Annotated in this window: 24 protein-coding genes and 1 pseudogene; 14 read left to right on the top strand and 11 right to left on the bottom strand. The window is 45.0% G+C overall.

Features of this window, described 5'->3' with window-relative positions:
• The first annotated feature begins 2 nt into the window (after window positions 1–2).
• From A6301_RS05890 to A6301_RS05850, 9 genes are all read left to right on the top strand, one after another.
• Window positions 3–1,127, top strand: coding sequence for a sterol desaturase family protein (locus A6301_RS05890; protein ID WP_234257335.1), 1,125 nt, complete (start codon window positions 3–5; stop codon window positions 1,125–1,127).
• Entirely contained in the window at window positions 1,120–2,256 is a 1,137-nt protein-coding gene (locus A6301_RS05885; RefSeq protein WP_234257334.1) for an acyl-CoA desaturase, read from the top strand. The genes A6301_RS05890 and A6301_RS05885 overlap by 8 nt, the downstream gene beginning before the upstream one ends.
• 2 nt (window positions 2,257–2,258) lie before the next feature.
• A complete protein-coding gene (locus tag A6301_RS05880; protein ID WP_234257372.1) occupies window positions 2,259–3,350 on the top strand; it encodes an acyl-CoA desaturase in 1,092 nt (363 codons plus the stop codon).
• A gap of 50 nt (window positions 3,351–3,400) precedes the next feature.
• Entirely contained in the window at window positions 3,401–4,324 is a 924-nt protein-coding gene (locus tag A6301_RS05875; RefSeq protein WP_234257333.1) for a lysozyme inhibitor LprI family protein, read from the top strand.
• Window positions 4,325–4,593: 269 nt separating this feature from the next.
• A complete protein-coding gene (aldA, locus tag A6301_RS05870; RefSeq protein ID WP_205540528.1) occupies window positions 4,594–6,033 on the top strand; it encodes an aldehyde dehydrogenase in 1,440 nt (479 codons plus the stop codon).
• Window positions 6,034–6,244: 211 nt separating this feature from the next.
• Window positions 6,245–7,387 carry an FMN-dependent L-lactate dehydrogenase LldD gene (lldD, locus tag A6301_RS05865; RefSeq protein ID WP_234257332.1) on the top strand — a complete coding sequence of 381 codons (1,143 nt, stop codon included), beginning with the start codon at window positions 6,245–6,247 and terminating at the stop codon, window positions 7,385–7,387.
• Between the two features lie 129 nt (window positions 7,388–7,516).
• Complete coding sequence (locus tag A6301_RS05860) at window positions 7,517–8,017, top strand: GrpB family protein (RefSeq protein WP_107169275.1); 501 nt, start codon at window positions 7,517–7,519, stop codon at window positions 8,015–8,017.
• Between the two features lie 93 nt (window positions 8,018–8,110).
• A complete protein-coding gene (locus A6301_RS05855) occupies window positions 8,111–9,325 on the top strand; it encodes an AI-2E family transporter (RefSeq protein WP_107169274.1) in 1,215 nt (404 codons plus the stop codon).
• Between the two features lie 205 nt (window positions 9,326–9,530).
• Window positions 9,531–10,076: a hypothetical protein gene (locus A6301_RS05850; protein ID WP_234257331.1), complete on the top strand. Its 546-nt coding sequence runs from the start codon at window positions 9,531–9,533 to the stop codon at window positions 10,074–10,076.
• A 47-nt stretch (window positions 10,077–10,123) separates the two neighbouring features.
• Here the strand turns inward: A6301_RS05850 and A6301_RS05845 are convergent, their stop codons facing one another.
• The 7 genes from A6301_RS05845 to A6301_RS05815 form a co-directional block, all read right to left on the bottom strand.
• The gene (locus A6301_RS05845) at window positions 10,124–10,681 is read right to left on the bottom strand and encodes a hypothetical protein (RefSeq protein ID WP_234257330.1); all 558 of its coding nucleotides are present in this window, start codon (window positions 10,679–10,681) and stop codon (window positions 10,124–10,126) included.
• A 23-nt stretch (window positions 10,682–10,704) separates the two neighbouring features.
• On the bottom strand, window positions 10,705–11,145 hold the full coding sequence (locus A6301_RS05840) for a type II toxin-antitoxin system VapC family toxin (RefSeq protein WP_205540525.1): 441 nt from the start codon (window positions 11,143–11,145) through the stop codon (window positions 10,705–10,707).
• On the bottom strand, window positions 11,145–11,384 hold the full coding sequence (locus A6301_RS05835) for a type II toxin-antitoxin system Phd/YefM family antitoxin (protein ID WP_039289402.1): 240 nt from the start codon (window positions 11,382–11,384) through the stop codon (window positions 11,145–11,147). The genes A6301_RS05840 and A6301_RS05835 overlap by 1 nt, the downstream gene beginning before the upstream one ends.
• 154 nt (window positions 11,385–11,538) lie before the next feature.
• Window positions 11,539–11,745 carry a type II toxin-antitoxin system prevent-host-death family antitoxin gene (locus A6301_RS05830; RefSeq protein ID WP_234257329.1) on the bottom strand — a complete coding sequence of 69 codons (207 nt, stop codon included), beginning with the start codon at window positions 11,743–11,745 and terminating at the stop codon, window positions 11,539–11,541.
• A gap of 52 nt (window positions 11,746–11,797) precedes the next feature.
• Entirely contained in the window at window positions 11,798–12,106 is a 309-nt protein-coding gene (locus tag A6301_RS05825) for a hypothetical protein (RefSeq protein WP_234257328.1), read from the bottom strand.
• Window positions 12,107–12,238: 132 nt separating this feature from the next.
• Window positions 12,239–12,670, bottom strand: a complete 432-nt coding sequence (locus A6301_RS05820; protein WP_338108227.1) for a VapC toxin family PIN domain ribonuclease — start codon at window positions 12,668–12,670, stop codon at window positions 12,239–12,241.
• Between the two features lie 104 nt (window positions 12,671–12,774).
• Window positions 12,775–13,491, bottom strand: a complete 717-nt coding sequence (locus A6301_RS05815) for a hypothetical protein (protein ID WP_234257327.1) — start codon at window positions 13,489–13,491, stop codon at window positions 12,775–12,777.
• A 931-nt stretch (window positions 13,492–14,422) separates the two neighbouring features.
• On the opposite strand from A6301_RS05815, the gene A6301_RS05810 reads away from it, so the two are divergent.
• Entirely contained in the window at window positions 14,423–14,971 is a 549-nt protein-coding gene (locus A6301_RS05810; RefSeq protein ID WP_234257326.1) for an SLATT domain-containing protein, read from the top strand.
• On the top strand, window positions 14,955–16,325 hold the full coding sequence (locus tag A6301_RS05805) for a reverse transcriptase domain-containing protein (RefSeq protein ID WP_234257325.1): 1,371 nt from the start codon (window positions 14,955–14,957) through the stop codon (window positions 16,323–16,325). Before A6301_RS05810 ends, A6301_RS05805 begins: the two co-directional genes overlap by 17 nt.
• Before the next feature lie 227 nt (window positions 16,326–16,552).
• On the opposite strand, the gene A6301_RS05800 is transcribed toward A6301_RS05805, so the two are convergent.
• Both A6301_RS05800 and A6301_RS05795 read right to left on the bottom strand, forming a co-directional pair.
• Entirely contained in the window at window positions 16,553–17,638 is a 1,086-nt protein-coding gene (locus A6301_RS05800; RefSeq protein WP_234257324.1) for a hypothetical protein, read from the bottom strand.
• 91 nt (window positions 17,639–17,729) lie between these two features.
• Window positions 17,730–17,972, bottom strand: coding sequence for an AlpA family transcriptional regulator (locus tag A6301_RS05795; protein WP_234257323.1), 243 nt, complete (start codon window positions 17,970–17,972; stop codon window positions 17,730–17,732).
• 257 nt (window positions 17,973–18,229) lie between these two features.
• On the opposite strand from A6301_RS05795, the gene A6301_RS05790 reads away from it, so the two are divergent.
• On the top strand, window positions 18,230–18,607 hold the full coding sequence (locus A6301_RS05790) for a hypothetical protein (RefSeq protein ID WP_234257322.1): 378 nt from the start codon (window positions 18,230–18,232) through the stop codon (window positions 18,605–18,607).
• Between the two features lie 14 nt (window positions 18,608–18,621).
• On the opposite strand, the gene A6301_RS05785 is transcribed toward A6301_RS05790, so the two are convergent.
• Window positions 18,622–18,987 (bottom strand): helix-turn-helix domain-containing protein, encoded by a 366-nt coding sequence (locus A6301_RS05785; RefSeq protein WP_234257321.1) that lies wholly within the window; start codon window positions 18,985–18,987, stop codon window positions 18,622–18,624.
• 220 nt (window positions 18,988–19,207) lie between these two features.
• Between A6301_RS05785 and A6301_RS05780 the strand changes: the two genes are divergently transcribed.
• The gene (locus tag A6301_RS05780) at window positions 19,208–19,750 is read left to right on the top strand and encodes a hypothetical protein (RefSeq protein ID WP_234257320.1); all 543 of its coding nucleotides are present in this window, start codon (window positions 19,208–19,210) and stop codon (window positions 19,748–19,750) included.
• Entirely contained in the window at window positions 19,747–20,142 is a 396-nt protein-coding gene (locus tag A6301_RS05775; protein WP_234257319.1) for an acyl-CoA dehydrogenase, read from the top strand. Before A6301_RS05780 ends, A6301_RS05775 begins: the two co-directional genes overlap by 4 nt.
• An 86-nt stretch (window positions 20,143–20,228) precedes the next feature.
• On the opposite strand, the pseudogene A6301_RS05770 reads toward A6301_RS05775, so the two are convergent.
• A pseudogene (locus A6301_RS05770) lies at window positions 20,229–20,351 on the bottom strand (site-specific integrase); the annotation flags it as partial.

Genomic DNA, 20,351 nt, shown 5'->3' with positions numbered 1-20,351 from the left:
TCATGATTGATTTAGCATTACCTATCATCTTCATGCTGGCTGTGGTGATGGGTGAAGCGCTGGCTTTACAGTGGATGCAGCGTGAGAAGGTGAACTGGCATGACGTGGTGTTCAACCTGAATTCCGGGCATATCATGCTGTGGCTCTTTCGCAGCGTGGAAATTTTTTGCTATGGCTATGTTGCGGCACATTTCAGTTTCGGCTGGGTAGAAAACTGGCCGCCGGTGTTGATGTGGCTGTTTGCGTTACTCGCCTGGGATTTCGGCTTTTATTGGCTACACCGGCTGCACCATACCTTTGGCGTACTGTGGGCGGTGCATGTGGTGCATCATCAGGGTGAACATTTCAATTTGTCGCTGGGCGTGCGTAACTCCTGGTACTCCTCACTGACTTCAATTCCGTTCTTCCTGGTTTTGGCGCTGCTCGGTGTTCCGCTGTACGTGTTCGTCACGGTCTCCATCCTGCATTACAGCGTCCAGCTCTTTAACCATAATGCGATGACGCCCAAACTGGGTTGGATGGAAAAGGTGCTGGTGACGCCAGCACACCATCGTGTCCACCACGTAAACGACCGTGCTTATGCCGATAAGAATTTTGGCGGCACCTTCATTTTCTGGGACAAACTGTTTGGCAGCTTTTGCCCACACCTGCCCGATACGCCTTTCCGCTACGGCGCAGGCAAAGACACGCCATCGAACAATCCGTTTTGGGCCAGTAACCTGCCTTTTATGCCGTACCTGAAACTGTCGGTGCGCCGTACGCGTCGGGCGACGTTTCACTGTACGCCGATAGCGTTGATCTCTGGGGCGATGCTGCTATTTGCGCTGGTGGTGGGCTATGTCTACCTGTATGGCTACGGCTATGACTCCGCCAACTTGTCGCAGGTGGCTCTCTTCCTGCTGCTAGTGGCAGGTGCGGGTGCGCTGGGTGGCATTTCCGAAGGACGACGCTGGGGCGTTTACGTCTGGCTGCTGGTGACCCTGTTATTTCCTGTCGTGTTTCTTGTTTATTGGTCTTGGGAAGCACTCTATTGGAAAGTCACTATGCTGATGTTGGCACTACACGGGCTGGCGATGGCTGTCGGCTGGGGTCGACGCCCCCTTACAGAGGAACATGAAAATGGCTAGTGTGCTTCCTGCCAAACCGTATCCCGCGAAGGGTGAACAAGCCTTTCATCGGGCATTACAGCGGGAAACATCGGCTTATCTGCGCGCGAATCACGATCATCGCTTTGCCGATCGCGGCCAGTTTGTTAAGGCTGGATTACTCTTTTTAGGCTGCCTTGTCTGTTATGCGCTGAGCCTGATGCAGCAGACGGCATGGACGTTCTTCCTGAGCTATTTTTCTTTCATCATGCTGTCGATGGTATTGAATATCATTGTTAATCATGACGCCTCTCATAATACGTTTTTCCGCAATCGCACACTAAACCGCGTGGTTGGGCGCATCGTGACGCTGCCGTTAGGCATCGATCCTGACTACTGGCGTTTGCGCCATGTGGACTTCCACCATATTTACCCGAATGTGGAGCATTACGATCTGGATACGGAAGAGAACGGTGTTTTTCGCCAAACGCCTTTCCAGCGCCACCGTGCCTACATGCGCTATCAGCACCTTTACTGGTCGCTGGTGGCCGCGTTCTCGCTCCCCTATATCGCCTGGATTTTTGACTGGGCCGATCGGTTGGGTAAAACCCCCGTCAACGCCCGTTCGGCGCAATCAGGCCGTGATGGATGGTTGATTTTTATCGCCAGTAAAGTCGGTCATCTCCTGCTGCTACTGGTGATTCCCATCATGGTGGGGGCGACACACGGCATTAGCCCCGGTATCGTGCTGTTAAGCTATTTGCTGGGTCAGATGTTGGCCTCGTTGCTGGTGGTATTTTTACTGCTGGGCACGCACTGGGCAGAAGCGGAATTTTATGCGGTGACCGATACGGAGACCATGCCCCTGGGCTGGTATCAACACAACTTTGCGACCGCCTGCGACTGGCTGCCGACGCCGCGCTGGCTTGCGTACTGGACGGGAGGGCTGCATTTACACCTGACGCATCATCTTTTCCCCGGATGGCATCACCGGCATTACCCCGCGCTCGCCGCTATTTTACGGCGCGTTGCCGCCGAGCATGGTATGCACTATCGCTGCATTACCTATCGTGAGCTACTGGCTAGCCAGCGTCGGTTTTTAAAATCGATGGGCGAAGGTCGCGATCAACGTGCTGCACAACGTACCGCGGAAGAGGGAAGGGAGGAATAATGATGCCCGCACCGCTGAAGCCACTCCGCTATGAACAAGGTCGCGATTTGGCGTTGCATCGGGCGCTGATGAAGGCCGCAAATGCGTATCTGGCAGAGACGGGCGATCACCGTTTTGCCAATGCGGGGTTTATCGGCAAGATGCTGTTTCTGGTGGCGCTGAGCCTGACGTTTTATGGTTTTAGCCTCCAGCAGACAACGCTATGGGGTTTTGCTGGCTGCTATTTTGGCTTTATTTTTACCGCGATGTTTCTGGCGGTGAACGTGGTGCATGACGCCTCGCATAACGTCTTTTTCCGCCAACCGTGGGCGAATCGCCTGCTCAATATCGTGGTGAGTATTCCACTTGGTATGGATTCTGACTGCTGGCGCGTGCGGCATGTGATTTTCCATCATGCACACGTGAATGTGCAGCACTACGATCTGGATATCGAAGAAAACGGTGTCTTGCGGCAGTCACCCTACCATCGGTTTCGCTTTTTTATGCGTGCCCAGCGCTATTACTGGCCGATGGTGGCGTCGTTGACCTTCCCCTGCATTATCTGGTTTTTTGACTGGATCGATCGTGCGGGGAAAACGCAGGTGACGCGCAATATGACGCTTCAGGGCGTGAAAGGTTGGAGCGTGTTTCTATTATCAAAAGCGCTGCATGCTTTGTTAGCGCTGGCGATCCCTTACTGGCTGTTGTCGCCGATGCCGATCGGCTTCGGCTCACTGCTGCTGGTTTATTTGCTGAGCCAGATGCTGTCGTCGCTGATTTTTGTCGTGCTGATTCTGGGGTCACATTGGGCAAAAGGGACGTTCTATCAGGCACCGGAAGATGGCCTGTTCAGGCACGGCCGCTATCAGCATGTCTTTTCCACCACGGTAGATTGGTCTACTCGTCCCGCCTGGCTTGGCTATTGGCTAGGGCAGCTCAATATGCACCTGACCCACCATATTTTCCCCAACTGGAATCACCGACACTATCCCGCGCTATCGAAAATTATTGCGGACGTTGCCCCACGTTACGGCATTGAGTATCAGTGCATTACGCTGAAAGCAATTTTAGTTGAGCAGCAGCGCTTTCTTAAAAAGATGGGAAAGGGTGGCTAACAATCGCTATTACCCATTTTTATCAATCTGTATTCAAGGAGCGATACGTCATGCGTTATTTATTTCTGGCCGTTTCATCCCTGCTGTTCTTTTTCACCTCGTCCGTCTGGGCGATGGATTGCAGCAAGGCCAGCACAGACGCCGAGAAAAGGATTTGCGCCAGCAGCCGCTTACAGCAGCTCGATGCGGTATTAAACCAGGCGAATCAGGGTTATGTAAAAAAGGCAGACAGCGCGCAGGTGCGTCAGGAGCAGCACACGTGGCTGGTCGAACGTGATCGCTGTAAGGATGACGTTTGTCTGGAGAATGAGATGATTTCCCGTATTCAGGCACTTTCCGGTAGTGAAAATATCTCCCTGATTACGCAGGCATCAGACCAGTGGGACTTCGTTCTCAGCGTGGCAACGTGCCATCTTGATTCCTCTTATTCAACCTGTGAAGGCTCCGGCACGCTGGATATTTTTAAGAAAGGGCGTGGTGACCTGTTCCAGCGTATCACGATGGAAAATATGTTTATCGAACTGAACACGAAGAGCGAGGTGACGGCGAATCGGGTCGACGTCGAGAACCATCGCGGGCTGGTAATTGATGACGCTAACTTCGATCATCATGCGGATATCATGCTGCGCACGGGCATTAACGAGGCTTCTGGCGGATCGTCTTACGATGTGTACCTGTTTGATGTGGAAAAGCAGCAGTTCACCCTGAATGCACCGCTGACCGAGTTAGCCAGTTCCGACCTCAGCCTGTTCGATATCGATGAGAAAAGTAAGACTATCACGACGGTTGCCAAAAGCAGCTGCTGCTGGTTCCAGTCGTTTACCTACAAGGTGGTCAATAATAAGCCTGTCCTGATTGTCGAAACCACGGAAGCCTATTCTGAAGAAAGGCAGGCGACGGTAGTCACCGTTCGCGAGCTGGTGGGCGGTAAATGGAAAGTGACGGAAGAGATCGCGGAAAGCGACGAACCGTAAGATTTCCCTGCTTTAAAGACAGACGCCGTAGATGAATGCGGCGTCTGCCACCCCCTCTTCATCCCCACACTGCCGTTATTTCTCTGTGTTATCCGCTACTTTGCAAAAGTGTTACGTCAGACGTTCTCATCATGACTTTTTTGCCACTTGCTAGACTGAGATGGCAGCCATGAAAAGGTAAATGCGGCGCAGAACGCGCAGCATGGCAAAACTTCACAAAAAAGACGTGTTTTTTTAACAACTCGTATATCACTTTGGAGATGCCTGACATGAGCACCACCCAGAAACGTATGTACATCAACGGTGAGTTTGTTGAAAACAGAAGCGGGAAGTGGATTGATGTGGTGAACCCGGCCACAGAACAGGTCATTTCGCAGATCCCGGAAGGCTCCGCTGACGATGCAAAAAGAGCGATTGATGCAGCAGAAGCCGCACAGCCGGGCTGGGAAGCACTGCCCGCGGTTGAACGCGGCGTCTGGTTACACAAAATAGCTGCCGGTATTCGCGAACGCGCAGCCGAACTGACCGATACCATTATTGCGGAAGGCGGTAAAACCCACGGCCTGGCGCAGACGGAAGTGCTGTTCACCGCTGACTATCTGGACTACATGGCAGAGTGGGCGCGCCGTTATGAAGGCGAAATCATTCAGAGCGACCGCCCGAATGAGAACATTTTCGTCTTCCGCAAAGCGATTGGCGTCACGACCGGTATTCTGCCGTGGAACTTTCCTTTCTTCCTGATTGCGCGTAAGGCAGCGCCAGCGCTGATCACCGGCAACACCATCGTTATCAAACCGAGTGAGATCACACCGAATAATGCGGTGATTTTTGCCGAAATCATTCACAAGATTGGCCTGCCGAAAGGCGTCATCAATTTCGTTACCGGCTACGGCCCGACGGTCGGGCAAGAGCTGGCCGCTAACCCGAAAGTGGGCATGGTCAGTTTGACTGGCAGTGTGGCGGCGGGGATTGCCACCATGACGGCGGCGGCGCAGAACGTGACCAAAGTGTCGCTGGAGCTGGGCGGCAAAGCGCCTGCCATCGTGATGGACGACGCCGATCTCGATCTGGCCGTCAAAGCGATTGTCAGTTCTCGCGTGATTAACAGCGGGCAGGTGTGTAACTGCGCCGAGCGTGTGTACGTGCAGAAAGGCATCTACGACGACTTTATCACGCGTATTAAAGCCGCGATGGAGCAGGTGACCTTCGGCAATACGGCGGAGAAAAAGGCGTTAGATATGGGGCCACTAATTAGTGCGGCAGCGCTACAGCGTGTGGAAGACAAAGTGGCCAAAGCGGTATCGCAGGGGGCGAAAGTGTTGCTCGGCGGCAAGCCTGAAAGCGGTACGGGCTATTTCTATCCGCCAACGCTGCTGGTGAACGTGACGCAAGAGATGCCAATCATGCACGAAGAAGTGTTTGGTCCGGTGCTGCCGGTAGCGACCTTCGACACGTTGGAAGACGCGATTGCAATGGCGAACGACAGCGAATACGGCCTGACATCGTCGATCTATACTCAAAACATCAATACCGCGATGAAAGCGCTGAAAGGGCTGAAGTTCGGCGAAACTTACATTAACCGTGAAAACTTCGAGGCGATGCAGGGCTTCCATGCGGGCTGGCGTAAATCCGGTGTAGGTGGTGCGGACGGCAAACACGGCTTGCAGGAATACCTGCAAACGCATGTCGCGTACCTGCAATTTCATTAACAGGTAATTTTACTAAAGTCATGCCGATCGTTTAAGCATCGAGATACACGGGGTGACCACAGGGGTGAGGTGTCCCTGTGGAAACCTCCCCCTGTGTTTCCCCTAAAAACGGGCTTACGCGCACAGCATCAATTTCACTAAAAGCCGTTCCAGTAACGGTTATTACTGACCGCAATAATGGCACCAACAAGAAGAAGGATGGGAAAGGACGATGATCATCTCTGCTTCAACGGACTACCGAGCGGCAGCGCAACGTAGGCTGCCACCGTTTCTTTTTCACTATATTGACGGCGGGGCATACAACGAGCACACGCTCAGGCGCAATACTACCGATCTGGCAGATATCGCGCTGCGTCAGCGCATCCTGAAAAATATGTCTGACCTGAGTCTGGAGACGCAGTTGTTCGGTGAAAAGCTGGCGATGCCGGTGGTGCTCGCACCCGTTGGCCTGACCGGTATGTATGCCAGACGCGGCGAAGTACAGGCTGCTCGAGCGGCAGCACAGAAAGGGATTCCGTTTACCTTATCTACCGTTTCAGTCTGCCCGATTGAGGAAGTGGCTCCCGCCATCGATCGCCCGATGTGGTTCCAACTCTACGTGCTAAAAGATCGTGGTTTTATGCGTAATGCGCTGGAGCGTGCACAGGCGGCGGGGGTGAAGACGCTGGTATTTACCGTGGATATGCCGACGCCGGGTGCGCGCTATCGTGATGCGCATTCTGGCATGAGTGGTCCGAATGCGGCGACACGGCGTATTTTACAGGCGGTTACTCATCCACAGTGGGCGTGGGATGTCGGGCTGCATGGTAAGCCGCACGATTTGGGGAATGTTTCTGCCTATCGCGGCACGCCGACGACGCTGGAAAACTATATCGGCTGGCTGGCGGAGAATTTCGATCCCTCTATTTCGTGGCAGGATTTGGCGTGGATTCGCGAGTTGTGGAAAGGGCCGATGATCATCAAAGGTATCCTCGATCCAGAAGATGCCAAGGAAGCGGTGAGGTTCGGCGCAGACGGGATTGTGGTTTCCAATCATGGCGGTCGTCAGTTGGATGGCGTGCTGTCAACGGCACGTGCACTGCCAGCGATAGCCGACGCGGTGAAAGGCGATATCACCATTCTGGCGGATTCCGGTATTCGCACCGGTCTGGACGTGGTGCGCATGATTGCGCTGGGCGCGGATGGTGTGATGCTCGGACGTGCGTTTGTTTACGCACTGGCGGCGGCGGGTGAAGCGGGTGTGGTTAACTTGCTGAACCTGATCGAAAAAGAGATGCGAGTGGCGATGACGCTCACGGGTGCCAAATCCATTGCCGACATTACCGCCGATTCGTTGGTGCAGGCGACCCGGTAGCGATTGAATGGTCTGTAAGCGCTAATCAGGCGGTAGGAATCATCCTCTCGCCGCGTTTCCTGATGGCTTTTGATCCTTCCCCTAAACGTTATAACCTGTATGCAATAAGACTGTGTTGGGGATACGTGAATGGGCAGACGAACAATAGCCGTGGTGGATTACGATCCATATTGGGTGACGAATTACGCAACAGAGGCGAGAGCGCTAACGCAGGCGCTCGGCGCGGTTGCGGTGAGAGTGCATCACATCGGCAGTACGGCCGTACCAGAGCTACCCGCTAAACCGGTGATTGATATGTTGTTGGAAGTGGTTTCGCTGTCCGAGTTGGACAGGCTAGATTGCGCCATGATCGATTTGGGCTATCATCCGCGCGGCGAAAATGGCATGGCGGGACGCCGTTACTACACCAAGGGCGGCGAGGCGCGTACTCATCATCTTCACGCTTTTGTGGTGGGTGACGAGCATGTTCAGCGGCACCTGGCTTTTCGTGATTACCTGCGAGCTAATCCTTCCGTGTGTGCGGAATACGCGGCAGTAAAGCGTGCCGCGGCGCTGGCATGTGGCAACGATGCCGCAGTGTATAGTCAGTTAAAAAATGACTTTATTGCAACGCATGAGGCACGTGCATAGCCATTTCCTCAGCACTATGCGCTTTTTCCTGTATTGCAAACGTCCTACTTCGTTCTATATTTCGGGGATAGATTGAACGAAGGGGAAATCGTTGTGAATATTAAAGGGCTTACGAAGGGATTCTTCATCCTGATCCTATTTGCCGTCACACTGGCGTTTTTTGACATACTGGCGCCGTATTATTCCGCCATTTTATGGGCGGCAGTGTTGGCCATTATCTTCCATCCGCTGAAAAGCAAGATTCGGCAAAAATTGAACGATCGCAACGGCATCGCTTCGCTGCTGACCGTTCTGATTATCTTCCTGATCGTCTTCATTCCATTAGGGATCATTGTTTCCTCGCTGGTGGTTGAGATTAACGGGGTTTACACCCGATTGCAGGACAGTAATACCCAATTTCCGGTGGTGTTAGCGGAGCTGCTTCAGCATCTGCCCAAATGGGCACGCCATTTCCTGACGGAACACAATCTGGATAACGCTGCCAAAATACAGCAAGAGCTTTCTCAGGTGGCGCTGAAAGGGGGGCAATATTTGGCAGGGAGCGTGCTCCTGATCGGCAAAGGGACATTCACCTTCTTCATTGGCTTTGGGGTGATGCTCTACCTGCTCTTTTTCCTTCTGAAAGATGGTTCCTATCTGGTGAACCTGATTCTGGAATCGTTGCCGCTTTCCACCCACGTTAAACATCACCTGCTGGTGAAATTTGCTGCCGTATCGCGGGCGACGGTGAAAGGTACAGCCGTCGTGGCGATTGTGCAGGGAACGCTGGGCGGCATTGCGTTCTCTATCGCGGGGATAGAAGGTAGCTTGTTATGGGGCTCGCTGATGGCGTTCCTGTCGTTGATCCCCGCTGTGGGTTCGGCGATTATCTGGGTACCTGCCGCCGTCTTCCTGTTCGCTACAAATATGCTCTGGCAAGCCATCTTCATCGTCGCATTCTTTGTGCTGGTGATTGGGCTGGTGGATAACATTCTGCGTCCGCTGCTGGTGGGGAAAGACACAAAAATGCCGGATTACCTGATTCTGATCGCCACGCTGGGCGGCATGGAAATCTACGGTATTAACGGTTTTGTGATTGGTCCGCTCATTGCTGCGCTGTTCATCGCCTGCTGGAACATTCTGTCTGGCCGCGATAATCAGGAAAATATTGAAGGTATTGATGAAGACTTTATCGAAGAGGGTCGCCTGTATGCGAGTACAGTGAATCCAGAAGGCGCTGATGCGACGGCGAGTCAGCCTTTGGATAGCAAGACGGCAACGGAGCGAAGGGGGGAAAGCCAGGACGTGGAAAATAAGAAGGCAGAGTGATCCGCCTGCACTACGTCCAAATCCCTTGCCCTCAGGCGTGATCCACACGACGCCTGAGGGAGCTTTGGCGAAGAACGACAGGCCAATTCGCCAACAGCCCTCTCTTCAGGAGGGTTTAAGGTGAGGTAATACAACATAAATTCTCGAAGAAAAAACGGCGAAAAATAATCAGGACGTTCTGATTTTATAAAGGTAAGGGATGGTTATGTTTGGGAAAATTCTCCTGATAGGAATGGGTGCGTTATTACTTAGCGGATGTTCGGTTGCGACCTATAGTCATAAGCTGGAAGATGATCAGGGTGCTGAGCGCGTAGGGGTCACATTCGATAATCGCAATCTCGACTATATTCGTGTTTATCCGACGACCGATAGATGCATTAATATTGATGCGCCAGAAAATGGCTACACCAATAATGCATTTGGGTTCCAAACTAAGCTCAATAATAAAGAGCTCGGCTTCCCGGCTATTCCTGAAACGCCAACAATGATTCGTGAATTCTGGGTCAGCGCACAGCACAATATTGCAGTCAGAATGATTGCTGCGAATGGCGGATTTAGTACCGTGACCTTTAAGCCCGTGGTGGGGAATTACTATTATGTTACTGGTAAATTTGTTGATACTTATTCGCCACGCCGCATTGAAGTCTACGAAGTGTTCAAGACGGAAAAAGGCTACTACGATCGCAGGCCAGTCAAAGATTTGATGCTGAAAAACTGCGGCCAGTTCTCTTCCAGAATGCAGAAGTTTTAATGAAATACTCGGCCAGACGTAAACTTGTCTGGCCGTCTTTACCGCGTTTACGTCAGTTGTTTTCCTGAGAACGTGCCGGCATACCAGGCATCCATCACCGACAGTAGGTTTTTCACTTCTTCGACGGTCAGGCCGTAAGAATTTGCATTTTCATGAGGTTTAACGACGAGCAGCGGAACATCGGCACGCGTGTGCAGATAATCGAACTGATATTCCACCTCCGTGTTGTAAAACAAACTTCCGCCAACGTTTCCGGTCTTACGTAATTGCTTGATCTGTTTATCTTGTGCGTTCGGATTTTCTGCCCAGATCAGGAAGTCACGCAGCGGCTGCGTCTGGCGCGAAAAATCATCACGCGTGAAGCCGAAATAGGCATAGCGCTTTCCTACCACTAACGCAATTTTGCTCTTATCGTCAGTAATCCTGACGTTAAAAGATCGCTTATCCACAGTACAGTCACGAAACTGCGGTTTGTAATCACAGGCAGAAAGATTCTCGGCTTCATAGACTTCGTAAAGACGCAGCGTGGCGTATTTATCGAAGGTGGTTAACGCCTGGCAGCCTGTTAAGGCAAGAAGAATGAGGGGGAGAACGAGATAACGCATGTCGGTTTATTTTCCCTGGTGTACTAACAGCACTCGATCACGTTGATATACTCTGAACAATACTTGATGATATTTCCATCGTTCGTTATCAACGTCAGACCTTCTATTTTCGCCTGAGAGACTAACATTCGGTCAAACGGGTCTTGGTGCATTTCGGGTAAGTCAGCGAGGTTATAGGCGTGAGTTGCCTGCATCGGAAGCTCAAGGTAACCCGCGGATAATAAACCTTTCGTCATAGCCTCAGCATCAATGCTAAAGCTGGGTTTGTTCAACGCAGTCTTGATTGCTATCTCTTGTATGCTGACGGAAGAGAAGTAAAAACGGTTATTGTCATCGGAAAGAATGGTGATTGTGTCGCTGCTAAGTTTTTCCGGCTCACCTGCTAACCAAATCAACGCGTGCGTATCTAACAAGTAGCTAGTAGAGCGCCGCTTTGGGGCATCGTCCTTGTTGATTGTCATCATTATTTCCCATTAAACATGTCGATAATTTCTTCTTTATTTAAATCATTAAAATTCTCTGGTGCTGAAACTTGGCCCTTCATGAAACCAATGCGTGGTGTTTTCTCGGTAACGGTAAGAGGAACGATCTTCGCTACAGGTTTACCGTTGCGGGCGATAACATAGGATTCTCCCGTTTCAGATACATGGTTGATAATTTTAGAGAAATTGGTCTTTGCCTCGTAGAGATTGATTTTTTGCACAGATCCTCCGAAGAGTTGGTCAAGTTCTTAAAAAAAATTGGTCTATATGAATGTAGTCTACTTGTCATTTAAGAATTGGTCAATCTGTGACCTATGAAAGCGTGGGTAGATTTTGGTGCTATTGTAGGAATACAGTCCTATTTTGTTGCATGTATCATCGGTCGTTCAGCGTTTCAATGGTATGGTCGTGGCACCGCATGATGAGAGCAAATTCGGCGTCTAACTTGGCATTTTGGTACGCCTCTATGCCCTCTTTACCAACCGCAGCGGCAGGTTTCATGCCTTTTTGGGTGGCTTCCACGGCGGTATCCAGTTTGGAAGATGCCGTGTCTCTGGTGTTGGTTGAGGTATTGATTTGCATCTGTGTTCTCCTTAATTCACACCTCAATCGTATGTTTCGGTGGTTCCGTCATTCAACGGATAATACAGCAGCTTGTTGGTGTGAAATGAACCTTTTCACTGATTACCAGCAATGCCGGAATCAAGTGTGCACATGCGTTGAAATAGGTGCTGAGTTGTTGACGATTTTCTGTGGTGGTTTCTGTCGCCAGTGATTCGCTGGCATATTGCAGACCGTGGCACAACCCTTCAACTGACTCTGTGGCGATTGCACTGAGATCGTCACGTTGAGCACGACTAAGGTGCTCAATGGGTAGCGAAGCGATCAGATCTCGGAAAACGGTAATGGAACTCTCGGTAGCGGCAGCATTTATGGTGGTCATTGGCGATCCTCCTTGAAAGTCAGTGCCGCCAATTGTCGATGCTTTTTACGAGTTCAGATACTACGAGTTTCGTAGTTGGCTAAAATTTTAGGTGCGTAGACAGGGCAATAAAAAGCCTGTAGCAGGTTAGTGTCAATGAAGCTCAGTTGGAAATTCATTCGACAAATCAATAATCTCTTGTATTGGTGCTGGTGTTATGTCTGCTAGAGATTTGGCTACAATGCCTAGTTCCTTGCAACGGTTGTAAACACCTTTGTCGTGAGTCCATACCTCATCTACATTCAGCGCAATCGCGATCGATATTATTTGTCTGTCAAACTTAACTTTGTTTGCTGTGTCTGTAGCCATCATCGCTTTTAGCTCTTTTATGCTTGGCATCTGTGCGCACTCAATGGCCGCAATTTCATCAAATGGGGCAATCTCAAAGCATGACTGACATTGTATAAGATTTAAATGTGTCTGATGGTGGCTCTTATCGATCCCAACTAAGTATTCTGCTAAAACCGGGGTCGGAATGATTATCTTGCCACGGTTTGCTTCTACGTGATCAATTAGGGCATCCATCCTGCGTTCAAGGTTAGATATAACCTCTCCATTCACAGGGTTTGATAATGTACAACCAGCTTTAGTGCCAGTAATCGCTTGAACTAGCACATTGGTATCAAAGACTATTCGCAATTGAGAGCCCTTAATGCTTTTAAGACAACATGTAAGTCATCTTGTTCTTTCCATTGATTTCCAGGCGCATTCTGTATAGATGACAAAGCGGTTTTTAGAGATGATTTTTGCAACTCTTCATATGATGAAATTTTAAGCTTCTTGAGCTTCCATATTCCGTCTTTTTTTTCCCACTCACCATCGCCTTCTACTCTTATCTCTTGAAAGAGCAGGGTTCCGAGTTTAATAGCCATCGATGGAGAAGCTTCACAGTTGAATGTCTCCCCATTTGCACCTTCTAATTTTACTGGGACTGATTCATCTTTGCCGCCGACGTTATATAGCTTGCCTTGTATTTTTGCTTTCTTTCTAATCAAAAACGGAGAATCTTGTTTTATTCGTGGGAAATCAACAATTGTAATGTCATCGTCATTGATAATTTTCCCTTCTAGCTTATCTTGCTCTAATAAGGTAAGCAGCTTCAGGTAAGAACTACCTGAGTTAGATGCTTGAGATATGGAACGCTGCAATACATCATTATATGCAGAGTCATTGTCAACCCAGCTGTTTAGGCACGCAGAACCCTCGCTCACATCTTTGAAGTGAACGGCATCAGCAGAACCGTAAAGCTCTGAAAGTGCAGACAGATACTTACCCAGCCTAGCCATCGGCAGTTTGTCTGGGCTTGTGCCGTCAAGTTTGAGAGTCAGGCTATTTTTCTTGCCCATCTGCTGTCATTGCACCCTTAAATATAAAAACGCCTATTACCCAGCTTCATTTTTGTGCAACGCCGATCTCGCGTCAATTCGTTTCTACTGATTTTGCCTAATTTTATACAAATAAAGCTATCCCATATTGTACTAGTAACTTGCTTAAACATACCTGTTTAGGTATCGATGCGTTGCTCTGAATGCCTGTTATTTTTGGCATTTTGATAATATCCAAACTAGATAGGGTAGTAGGTATCTGGTCTTTTAGACCTTAGCGGTTGTGTACACTTGCATGTACAAAAATGATGCACTTTGTTGCATCATTATGCTTAACCATAAAAACAAAAATGCCCTGAAAACAGGGCATTATATGAACGATTTAAGCGATACGAAAATCACTCGATTGGATCTGAATGTTGAGTTATGGCCTATAAGCATTGATTTTATTGAATTTTATCTAACCCGTCTTTTCATTATGTACACGTGTATGTACACAGAAAACGAACGCTATAATGGAAATGCTACTTAATCGAGCAGCATAGTATGACGTGAGTCATACTATGCTGATTTATTTAGCTACCACGTATCATACTATGTGCTAAGCACAGAGGTTTTCTGGAACTAACGTTATGCAATGCAGTATTTCGATGTGATATTGTGTATATGAAGTTATTATAACCATTCTATCTTATCTGCTATTTTTATATTCATTATTGTAATATTGACGCTACAGGGTTGTAAAAAGTAAAAATTGAGTTGACTTTAGCTAAATGAAATTGCTATTGGTATGCTTGGAAAGGCAGGTTTTTCCTCTTACTTTGTGTAAGGGTGGCTCTAATAAAGAACAGCTTTGTTTTTAGCTGTTGAGTTTCGGCTCACTGATCCTTCGGGGTGTTCAACGGTTCTCAATAATTCCTGTCCTTTCCCCTATTGTAAATCGGAGATATTTTTGCGCGATAATATTTGGTTTACTTACAAAGCGCGTATAAATGCGCACCATCGACTAGAATGGATGGAAAGAAACTCACAATTTCTTCTTGTCTGGTATGCCATTTTGGGAGCTGTGCTTTCTGTTATAACAATTCGTTATCCTAAAGTTATTGGAGATAATACAGATATTTGGGCTGCAATCTTATCTATTGTTTTGCTTGGTGTGTCTTTAGCTGTATCAAATCTTGACTTTCGTGGACGAGCTATCGCAATGCGAAAAAATTATCTGGCTCTCCAGAAGTTATATGCTGAAATCCCCCAAGGACAACCTCTTACACCATTGCAACTTACAGAATATAATAACCTTTTAAGTGAAGTTGAAAATCATCAGATAATTGATGACAAAATAGCTAGAGTTTCTGCTCATTTAACATTAACGACACGGAAACCAACATCGGAAGAATTTAGAGAGGTTCGATTCTGGAAGTCTTTGAAAGTTATTATTACAGTATTATTGTATATTATCCCATTAATTTTATTGTGGATTAATTATGAGTGCAGCGCTTAAGTTTAAGAGCAGTTTTTCTGTAAAAAATCTAAAAATGATTTATCAAAACAAGATCAAAGAATCCGGAGCTATAGGTATAGATAGAGTTCGTCCTTTAAATCTAGAAAAAAAAATTAGTGATGAAATAAAACTAATATCGAAAAAAGTTAATAGTGGAAACTATAAATTCACAGCTTATAAAGAGAAATTAATTTCCAAAGGCGCAAATTCTAATCCTAGGCAGATTTCAATTCCTACAGTTCGAGATCGGATAACACTTAGGGCGTTATGTGAATGCCTGACAGATGTGTTTCCTGAAGCAAGGCTTAAGTTACCTCATACGGTTATTGATTCTCTCAAGGATGCCTTGCATAGTGGTATCTTTTCGGAATATGCCAAGATCGATCTCAAATCCTTTTATCCCTCAATCGAACATTCTCTTATAGAAAATGCTATTAAAAATAGAATCAGAAAAACTGAATTAAGAACACTGATCATGTCAGCATTATTTGTTCCTACGGTTAATGAATTAAAAGGAGGTCGGCATGCCTTGCCAAATAAAAAGGGAGTTCCCCAAGGTCTAGCTATTTCTAATATCCTTGCTGAAATATCACTTAGAAAATTTGATCATGAATTATCAACCGATCCAAATATATGGTTTAAGAGATATGTTGATGATATATTGATTTTGGCTCCTTCCGGTCAAGCAAGTAGTGTGGCTGGTAGTGTTATTCGAAAACTGGAAGCTATCGGACTTCAGCCACATCCTCTTAACGAAGAGAATTCAAAATCAGTAGTAGGAATGATAGGAACACCTTTTAGTTTTTTAGGATATCAGATTTTAGGTAATGAACTTTTAATTAAGAAAGAAAGTATTCTTCGTTTTGAATCATCTCTTGCGAAAATATTCACTGCCTATCGGCATGCACTTTCTCAAGCTAGAAATAAGAAAGATAAAGAGAAAGCAATAGCTTATTGTAAATGGAAACTAAATTTAAGGATCACTGGTTGTATTTTTAATGGTAAGCGTCTTGGATGGGTTTCTTATTTCTCTCAGATTTCCAGTACCGCTCAGTTACGTGCAGTAAACCATACTGTAACAATTTTTATTAAGAGATTTGGACTTACTAAAGATATTAAAGCAAAATCTCTTATAAAGACATTCTATGAGTTGAATCATGGTGCAGCATTTACATCAAGATATATCCCAAATTTTGACAATCTTAGTATAGATCAGAAACGGGAGATAGTTTCTATGTGGATTGGTATAGAGGCTGCTAGCAATTTAAGGGATGCTGAAGTTGAAAGAAAATTTAACTATAAAATAACATCCGCTGTTAAAGAGCTTGAAGAGGATATCATTGGTATATCGTAGATGAATATCTTAAAATAAATATATTCACACCAATGTACCGGAGTTTTTTACCGTACTTTATCATGTATTTAGTCAATTAAAGCTATTCATGGCTGTAGTTATTGACGTCTCTTCTACAAGAGTATTGATTTATAAATGAGAAAGTGTAGGTAAAAAATTTAAATCATTGTTTTTTACCTATTTAATATTTTTTATATCATCGGAAATAAATATTAAAAAAATAGAATCTATTCTCTGGGTCTAATAGGTTTATCTTGACTTTTTTTCATGGACAAATAAGAATCTATATTAAATATACTGCTTAATTTTTCAGTGCAGAGTGACCACTTCTGCCATATTATATCCCTATCGAATAGCTCAATTTTGTGTTTAACTATTATGCCAATGGATTGACGGGACAAGCGTGCATTTTTCCTGTTTAGCACGATAGCGTGTTTCAATGCAGATATACTGGTTTTTTTGGGGATCTTATTAATAAATCCTTCTATCAGTAGTTCATGTGCCAAATCTTTCGAGTATATTTGAAGCCGTTCGAAAGGGTTTTTTATTCCCATAATGTCAGCTAACATCACCGGATTGCCCCTTTTGCTTGTAGGTTTCGCTCCCGGCTTATATCGGGCTTCAATACGTAAAAATTGCTGATATTCACCCATGTTGATATTAATGAATTCTGCTTTATGATGATAGGCAAGTTTTATACCGCTATTAGCATCTACTTTTTCATAGCAAAGAATATGTAAAATAGAACGGTTACTACCTACTCTGAGACCTGGTAACCCATTCTCTGTATTGAAATATTTTGATTTCCCAGAGCGTTCTAAACCCCATATGTAATCATCTAACTTGCAATTATAAATATCGAGAGCTACATCAATTTGAGTAACCCAAGCTCGTGCAAGGAGTTGGTAAAATATTCCACCTAGTCGACGGTCTATCCACGATAACAAATGATCTATTTCTCTTGTTGTCATATGTTGGGGACGGAAATCTAAACGGATCCCGCCTGTATTTCGATTTATAGGGGAGTAATCTATTCGCAACAGTATAGGCGAATATTTCTTCTTTCCTCGTATCAATAATGCTTTTCGGTAAGGTTTTCCTTCTTTGTTTCGGATATATTGAACACGGTATTTTTTGAATTTATTCTTTCTCATTTTTTTTAGTTTTGTATGAGTAATCTTTCTTTCTTCACTGTTATAGAAACTGCTTACAACACTGAGTTTATCAGCTCTCATTTTTAGTTTTTGATCTCTGGTATTCATGCCAATATCAAGCGAGCAACAAAAATCTATATTGCGTTTGTTCAGTAACATTTGTATCTCTTACAGAAATAACTATCGGTATGGGATAGTGAGTATTGAGTGAGATAATCACTATCCATATAGATGTGCATATAACGTGCTATTAGAGCGACTGGCTATTTTGCTTTTCTGATAGCGGAATTTTCTGGCGACTACTTATCCATTGCCTTATTTCTTCCTCTCTCCATGCAACTGAACGAGAAGAACAACTTTCATCATTTGAGCCGCCTGTTAGACGAACAGGCTCTGGGAAATGACCTGCCTTAATCTGACGATAGAGTGTTGCTCGTGAAAAAGCACAATATTCAAGGACTGTTTTCAGTTTGATTAGTCGTGAAGTGTTCATTGCAAAAACTCGTTATGTTTACGTATCCGATTGATACGAAAAGTTTTTACAGATTCTTAGGACATCATTTTTTTAAGGTGAAAATAAATGCTTAACTATATTTAACTTGTTGATAATTATGTTATTTATTATCTGACTGTCAGATTTTTTCTCGCGAACAATCAACCTTTAATCTGACTGTCAGAATTGTGACTTGACAATAAAATGGCTCATGATAATCTGACTGTCAGATTTTATTCATGACATATGGGTTAGATATGGCAAGTAGCGGAAAAATAGACTTTGATCGCCGTCGTAGAGATGCCGAGTATCAAAGAGTGAGAAGGAATAAACTGAAGGGTCTGGGCGAACATAGCTTGATAATTCAAGTGTCGAATGATGATTACAATAAACTAGCCGACTTGTGTGAGGCACTTAGTTATCCAAGGCCAGAAGAGAAAAAACGCAATCTCGTTGAAATATACTCTAAAGTATTTTCTTATCTTATTAACCAAATAGATCAGGAGATAATAAAACAAGATAAAGGTGCTATTTCCAATAAACCCTCTACTAGAGCTGTATATAAGGAAAGACTCTCTCCTTTGAATTTAGATAATAAAGTTAGGCGAGTAAATAAAATCACCCCATTGACTTGATTTAAGACCGAAATTTATTTTATATATTCATCCAAGAATAACACTAATACTCTTCTCTGCTCATGTGACATTTTGGGCCATATCTGTTCCAGCCTTGTTTTTATTTCTATATCTTTTATTGGTACAAATTCAATTTTTTTCTCGTTTTCTGAGAAACAATCCATAAAAAACCATCCAATGGGTGTATCTAATTTTGTAGCAATACTCACAAGATGGGCGACATTAATTTTGTTTGTACCTCGCTCGTAGCGAGAAAGTTGCTGCTGAGAAATGTCAATATCTTCTGATAGTTGCTGCGCTGTCATGCCAAGTTCTCTACGTCTCTTTTGGATTCGTTGCCCGACGAGCTTATCTGTCATGTCTGATGTTAATTTTGCCATATGCCGTTCAGATCCCTAGTAATAGTCTATTATTGGAATTTTGTTGGCTTTTTACTCTTGCATAAACATCTGGCATGGATTATAAATCCATAAATACTCTCTTATGGACTATTCGTGAGGGTATTGTTGATCAGTGTGTGATGTTTTGTGTTCTCTTGTTTGATTTTTCATCAAAAAGAGAAACTTGGTATTCAGAATGATTTATTGATAGGAAAAAATCATGATAAATCGGAAAGTGTTTTTTATTTTTTTATTTATGTTACCCACGATAAATGTTAGCTATGCAACTACTCCATCTCATATGCTTAATGATGCTAGATTTGAAAAAGTATCAGATAAAAAGACTAGGCCTGTAAGAGATGTTCTTAATGATTTAGTTGATAAACATAATGGTGATATATCAAGAGTAGGTTTTAGTAATAAACAATTAGATTCGGAAATATATGTAAGAAGTCATCCTGCTGTAAATTTTTCTAAATACTCTACGCTAAGAGAGTACTTAGCGATGATGTTTGAATTAAAAAACTTAAAATCAATAAGCAAAATAGATGAAAAAGGAGAAATTGGTATTAGGATCAAAATATCAGGGCAGCCATATGCAGGATTTTCTTTTTATTCAGAAGACGGGGAGTTTTATCTAAAGGGTATTGTTGTTGGTAATGATATTATAAGATCAAAAAATAATATTGATGACACGAGAGTTTACGAACTTTTTTATAGCTATGCTATCTATGTCTTAGATGCTAATGGGGCTAAACTATGATTTCAGTTAATGCTGGTATTAATAGAATGATGCGGTTTATTGTTGCTATTGCCTTCATGCCCGCTTTAATATCAACAAGTTATGCCAAAGAGTATGTGAAAAAAGATGGTTTTCTTTCATTGAGTAAAAATGATTCATCCGCTAATTTCATTATTAACGCCTCTCACGGACAGGCTTCTGGTGTATGTAATATTGAAGGGGAAGCCGTATCTATTGGGGCAATGAAAAACCAAAAGAATCGATGGGCTTATAGTGATTCTTCGAGCATGTGCGTGATGGTTATTAGTGAATTTAAAAATGGCACAGTGGAGATTATGACTCGAGATTGTGAAGGTTATTGTGGCCTTTCTGCTGTCGGCTCTATGGATGGAATATATAAGGTAGGAAAATAAATATTTTTTTCGCATTAGGGAATAATATAATTGTATACTTAGCAAGTATCATTAATGATACTTGCTTTTCAAATAAAATAAAAATATCAAATTATTTTTCTTCTCAATGGAGTAACATTATAACCTTCCCCTTTCTCCAAAGAGATAAGTAAATCGCACCATAATTCTAAAGCTTCTTTCCTCTCGTCGAAATATTGATACCTGTTATA

It is taken from the genome of Pectobacterium sp. IFB5596, from assembly GCF_021432585.1.
In the GTDB taxonomy this organism is placed as follows: domain Bacteria; phylum Pseudomonadota; class Gammaproteobacteria; order Enterobacterales; family Enterobacteriaceae; genus Pectobacterium; species Pectobacterium punjabense.
Note: the sequence above shows the minus strand (reverse complement) of the source record. Positions and strands in the feature narration are given on the sequence as shown.